Origin of the sequence: Bacteroides sp. CAG:633 (assembly GCF_000435115.1) — a bacterium.
Taxonomy (GTDB): domain Bacteria; phylum Bacteroidota; class Bacteroidia; order Bacteroidales; family Bacteroidaceae; genus Bacteroides; species Bacteroides ndongoniae.
In genome coordinates this window covers 5,783-11,346 of record NZ_FR883105.1, presented here as the reverse complement: position 1 = coordinate 11,346, position 5,564 = coordinate 5,783, and the positions used below count along the sequence as shown (strand labels likewise).

The 5,564-nt window shown below is 57.2% G+C and carries 5 protein-coding genes; all 5 read left to right on the top strand.

Annotated elements, in window-relative coordinates; translation table 11 throughout:
* The first annotated feature begins 130 nt into the window (after positions 1-130).
* Positions 131-1,576 carry a lipopolysaccharide biosynthesis protein gene (locus QVP67_RS10825; RefSeq protein ID WP_022163581.1) on the top strand — a complete coding sequence of 482 codons (1,446 nt, stop codon included), beginning with the start codon at positions 131-133 and terminating at the stop codon, positions 1,574-1,576.
* Complete coding sequence (locus QVP67_RS10820; RefSeq protein WP_022163580.1) at positions 1,573-2,505, top strand: beta-1,6-N-acetylglucosaminyltransferase; 933 nt, start codon at positions 1,573-1,575, stop codon at positions 2,503-2,505. Before QVP67_RS10825 ends, QVP67_RS10820 begins: the two co-directional genes overlap by 4 nt.
* Entirely contained in the window at positions 2,493-3,704 is a 1,212-nt protein-coding gene (locus QVP67_RS10815; RefSeq protein ID WP_022163579.1) for a glycosyltransferase family 4 protein, read from the top strand. The genes QVP67_RS10820 and QVP67_RS10815 overlap by 13 nt, the downstream gene beginning before the upstream one ends.
* 62 nt (positions 3,705-3,766) lie before the next feature.
* Positions 3,767-4,888 (top strand): glycosyltransferase, encoded by a 1,122-nt coding sequence (locus tag QVP67_RS10810; protein ID WP_022163578.1) that lies wholly within the window; start codon positions 3,767-3,769, stop codon positions 4,886-4,888.
* Positions 4,889-4,929: 41 nt separating this feature from the next.
* Positions 4,930-5,564, top strand: a 635-nt coding sequence (locus QVP67_RS10805) for a glycosyltransferase family 4 protein (RefSeq protein WP_288180121.1), incomplete at its 3' end; no start/stop codon positions are given.

Genomic DNA, 5,564 nt, shown 5'->3' with positions numbered 1-5,564 from the left:
AAAGAGTGAACAATTTAAGAGCAATTTAAGAGCAATTTAAGAGCAATTTAAGAGCAATTTAAGAGCAACGAGCCTATTAAGCTTTTGACATACAAGTAAATAAGAGAGAAATACACCTGCAGAAAACAAAATGAAAGAATCTTCATTGAAAGAGAAAACCGCCCGCGGCCTGTTCTGGGGAGGATTCAGTAATGGCATACAACAGCTGCTGAACCTTGTCTTCGGAATCTTTCTGGCACGCCTGCTCGACCGTTCCGACTACGGTATGGTGGGACTGCTTACGGTCTTTTCGGCCGTTGCCTCTGCCTTGCAGGAAGGAGGATTTATCTCGGCACTGACCAACAAGAAGCAGGCCGATCACCGCGACTACAATGCAGTCTTCTGGTTCAGTACGCTGTGCAGCATTACGTTCTACCTCATTCTGTTCTTTGCCGCGCCGCTGATTGCTGATTTCTACCGGATTCCCGAGCTTGTTCCCCTGTCGCGCCTGTTGTTTCTGGGGTTTGTCATTTCCAGCCTGAGCATTGCGCCACGGGCTTATCTGTTCAAGCATCTCAAGATTAAGGAAACCACCATCATCTCCATTTCCGCCCTGTGCGTGTCGGGCGTTGTGGGCATTACGCTGGCTGCCAACGGATTCGCCTATTGGGGTCTGGCTGTTCAGTCGCTGTCATTCGTCAGCGTGGTCACACTGCTCAACTTCTACTTTGCCCGCTGGCGTCCCAGCCTGAGCATCGACCTGCGCCCCATCCGCAGCATGATAGGTTTCAGCAGCAAGCTGATTGTGACCAACATCGTCAACATCGTCAACAACAACCTGTTCTCGATGATACTGGGTAAGTTCTACTCTGCCCACGAAGTCGGCGACTTTACGCAAGCCAACAAATGGAACGGCATGGGTCATACGCTCATCACCAACATGATAAACGGCATTGCACAGCCCGTCTTTACCAGCATCTCCGACGACCGCGAACGTCAACTGGCCGTGTTCCGCAAGTTGCTGCGCTTTACGGCATTCATCTCTTTCCCCGCCATGTTCGGACTCAGCCTGATAGCCCGTGAACTGATTGTCATCACCATCACCGAGAAGTGGCTGTCCAGTGCCTACATCCTGCAACTGCTCTGCATCTGGGGGGCGTTCATTCCCATCAGCAGCCTGTTCTCCAACTTGGTCATCAGCCGAGGACATTCGTCCGTATACATGTGGAACACCATCGGCATCTGCCTGCTGCAACTGGTCACCGCCTGCGCCCTGTACCCCTTTGGCATGCAATGGATGCTGCGTGCCTTTGTGGCCATCAACATCGGCTGGCTCTTCGTATGGTTCCGCTTCGTCCACCTCGAAATCGGCCTTATGCTGAAAGACATGCTGAAAGATATCGCGCCCTATCTGGGTCTTTCGGCCCTGCTTACCATCGGTACGCACTACCTGACTCGCAACATCGAAAACCTCTACCTGTCCATGGGGACGAAGATAGTCACCGTAGCTGCACTGTATGCCCTGATTCTGTGGCGGTTGAAGTCCGTCATCTTCAAGGAAAGCATTCAATTCCTCTTAAAGAAAAAGATCGTATGAGCCGCATAGCCTATATTCTTTCCGCCTACAAAGACGCGACCCACCTGGCACGCTTAATAGCCGCACTGGACGACAATGCCGACTTCTACGTCCACATCGACCGCAAAGCCGACGACCGCCCCTTCCGACAACTGTTAGAAGGAAAGGTCACCTTCGTCCCCTCGCACTGGGTGAGCTGGGGTGGCTGGGAACAGGTGGAATACCAGAAGGAACTGCTGGCCGCCGTCATCCGCAGTGGAGTGGACTACGGCCGCGTGGTATGCCTGAGCGGACAGGACTATCCGCTGTGGAGCAATGCGGAGATTCACCGCTACTTCGACGAACATGCCGACACGGAATTCATCATGGGCATGAACCTGTCGCAATGCCACGTTGCCTATCAGCGGAACAAAATAGTCTGCTACCACTTCTTCCGCGACCTGGAGTGGAAGAGCCAGTGGTGGAAAAACAAGTTCATCGTCGCCTCGCGCCACCTGATGAAGCTGCTCCCCATCCGCAAACCGCCCTATACCTATATAAAAGGAAAGAAAGCGGAAGTCTATTTCGGTTCCGACTATTGGGCACTGACCCTGCCCTGCGCACGCTACGTATATGAACGGCTCTGCACCGAAAAACAATTAGTACGCTACTTCCGCACCAGCTTCGTGCCCAGCGAACTGTGCATCCAGACCCTCGTCTTCAACTCCCCGTTCGGGGCACACGCCCTGCTGCACCGGGGAGACTATCCCGGCCTGTCGGGTCTGACCCCGTTGCACTACATCGAATACGGCAAAGCCATCAAGGCACTGACCGCCGACGACCTGCCGAAGCTGACGCAATCGGGCAAGATGTTCTGCCGGAAAGTGATAAGCGGCACTTCCGACGCACTGGCGCAAGCCATCGACAACCTCCGTCTTTCACCTCAAAACCCAAGCTCATGCACATACTGATTCTTCCCATGTACTATCCCGAGCCGGGAGCTCCCGCCCATCGCGGATACATGTTTCACGAACAGGCCATGCAGATAGCCCGTGCCGGATGCCGCGTCGGGCTGGTCTATACCGAACAGCGGCTGCGCAAGGACTTCACCTGGAAGCGGTTCTGCCACGAAAACCACTTCCAGATTACCCGTGAAGACAACGGCACGTTCGTCACCCTGCGCCTTCATGCCTGGAATCCCAAACTGTCTACCCGCATCGGAGGACTGATATGGGCCAACCTGACCCTGCTGGCCGTGCGCAACTACATCCGCCACTACGGAAAGCCCGACCTGATACATGCCCACTTCGGCACCTGGGCCGGCTATGCCGCCCGTCTGGCCTACCGCCGCTACGGCATTCCCTACGTGGTCACCGAGCACGCTTCGTCCATCAACCACGGGCACGTGACGCCTACCCAGGCCGCCACGTTGCGCACTGCCTACAGCCAGGCTCGCAAGGTGATCTGTGTAGGTTCATTGCTCCGGAAGAACCTGACGCCTTACCTGGTCCGCCCCGACCAGGCCACCGTGATTCCCAACTTTGTAGACATCTCCACCTTCCGCCCCGGCGACCGCCATACGGACAAGGAACGCAGCTTTACCTTTGTCAGCGTGGGCAACCTGAATCCGCGGAAAGGATTTGCCGAACTGATTGAAGCCTTCCACCGCAGCTTTGGCCAGATGCCGCACGTGTCGCTCGTTATTGCCGGCGACGGCGAGGAACAGCCTCATCAGCAAGCCCTGATTCAACAACTGCACCTGGAGCGGCAAGTCACCCTGACAGGGCGGTTGCCCCGCGAAGAAGTGGCCCGCTTGTTGGCCCGCTGCGATGCCTTTGTACTGGCTTCGCACGCCGAGACCTTCGGTATCGTGTTCATCGAGGCCATGGCCACCGGAATGCCTGCCATCGGCACCGTCTGTGGTGGTCCGGAGGACATCATTACGCCCGAAAGCGGTTACCTGATACCGCCCGGCGACGTCGGACTGCTGGCCGAGAAGATGAAACTGCTGTACGACCGCTACGAGACCTTCGACCAGACTGCCATCCGCCGTTCCATTGCCGAACGCTTCGACTTCGGCCTGGCTGGACAGAAGCTAAAGGCCGTCTATGAAGCAGCTCTGCAGACCGCACCGCAAGCCTCTGCCTCGGACAAATCCGGACAGGCCTGACGAGAACCACCAGCAGACAAACACCCCATCAACCCCAACACCGAAACGAACAGAAAGAAGAAATGAAGATAGTCGTCATCGATTGCTCCGTCTCCGGTCACCGCGAGACTTACTATAAAGAATTTACCCTTGCCTGGGCCAGTCTGGGACACGATGTCCTGCTGTGCGCCCCACGGGCATCGGGTACCGAACAAGCAGCCACCTTCGTGCCCATCGACACCCGTCCGCTACGTCCGCTGCCCGTCGGCCAACCCATCCGCAAGAAACTGACGGTACTGCACAACGCCTGCATCCGTCTGCAAAACCTATCCGCCATAAGCAGACAAATCGGCGATTTCCATCCCGACCTGGTTTACTTTCCCTGCCTGGACGACCTGCTGCCCACGCTGGGGCCTCTCGCCCTGTTCGACCGCCTGATGCCCTATCCGTGGAGCGGGCTGCTAGTACAGTCCATGCTGCCTGCCTACCGTCCGGGACAGCCCGACGTCCGTCCCTACCTGCGCAGCCGTCATTGCCGGGGAATAGGTGTGCTGAACGAGTTCTCCACAGACAGTTTGAAGAGATTCCAGCCCCGCATCGACTGCCTGCCAGACTTTGCCGACCTGTCACAACCCGACGAGAGTTATCCCCTGCTGCATACGCTACGCGAACGGGCCGCCGGACGGAAAATCGTTTCGCTGACAGGCTCCATCGGCACCCGCAAGGGCATCGACCTGCTACTGAGCGTCATTCCCACCCTGCCCGCGGACGAATACTTCTTCCTGATGGCAGGAAAGTCGTGGCTGACCGAAGAGCAGACCCGCCGGGTCAAGGCCTTCGAAGCCGCCCACGCCAACTGCCTGTTTGCCTTGGAGCGCATTCCCGACGAAGCCTGCTTCAACGCCCTGATAGCTGCCAGCGACGTAGTCTTTGCCGCTTACCGTCACTTCAGCGGCAGCAGCAACCTGCTGACCAAGGCAGCCGCTTTCGGCCGTCCCATCGTGGTAAGCAGCGGACAGTGCATGGGGCGGCGGGTAGAGCACTACGGCACAGGCATTGCCATTGCCGAAGACGATACCCAGGCTTGCCGCGAAGCCATCGTCCGCCTCTGCCGCGACGGTGTGCCCCGCCCCGAAGGACTGGCTGCCTACGCCGCACAGCACAGCCTGCAACGTCTGGTCCCCATTCTGAAAAGCTATACCTGAACCCTTCACCATTCACCATTAACCATTTATCATTAACCATTATGAAAGTATTATTCACCTTCGGCGGAATGCCCCACTACCTGAACGCCATGCTGGAGAAACTCCAGGCCAAAGGAGCCGACATCACCGTCGTCAGCCCCCGGAAAGGAAATGCCACCATCGGCAAAGGCGTCAAGATGGTGGAAGAGGGTGCTTACCGCCACCTCAATACACAGGAAAAGAAGATGTATTACGGCAAAAGCGGATTCCCTGCCCTGCCCAGCATCATTGCCGACGAACGCCCCGACATCGTTGTGCTGGGCTGGCCCTACTTTCTGCAGGTCTTCTTTCAGCCGTCGCTGCGCCGTGCCCTGAAGCGTTGTGGCGCCCGGTTGGTGATTCGCGAGATTCCCTTCCAGACACCGCCCTACGGACAGATACGCGATTACTTCCGCCAACACCCCATGTACGACGAAGGCATGCGCCTGCTCAGCACGGGCAAAGCCTTCTACCTGCGCCAGTGGCTGACGGCCCGCATCCGCAAGTACTGCTATGCCCGCGTCGCAGGTACCCTCAACTACTCCACGGCGGCCTACGACATCCTGCCTTCGTACGGCGTGAAGCGCGAACAGATTCACGTCACCTATAACTCGACAGACACCGAAGCCCTGTGGCGCGAGAAGGCTGCCGTACTGGC

Bases quoted from the DNA above. Each gene is read 5' to 3' on its own strand.
- QVP67_RS10825 (WP_022163581.1), top strand. From the start codon at position 131: ATGAAAGAATCTTCATTGAAAGAGAAAACCGCCCGCGGCCTGTTCTGG.
- QVP67_RS10820 (WP_022163580.1), top strand. From the start codon at position 1,573: ATGAGCCGCATAGCCTATATTCTTTCCGCCTACAAAGACGCGACCCAC.
- QVP67_RS10815 (WP_022163579.1), top strand. From the start codon at position 2,493: ATGCACATACTGATTCTTCCCATGTACTATCCCGAGCCGGGAGCTCCC.
- QVP67_RS10810 (WP_022163578.1), top strand. From the start codon at position 3,767: ATGAAGATAGTCGTCATCGATTGCTCCGTCTCCGGTCACCGCGAGACT.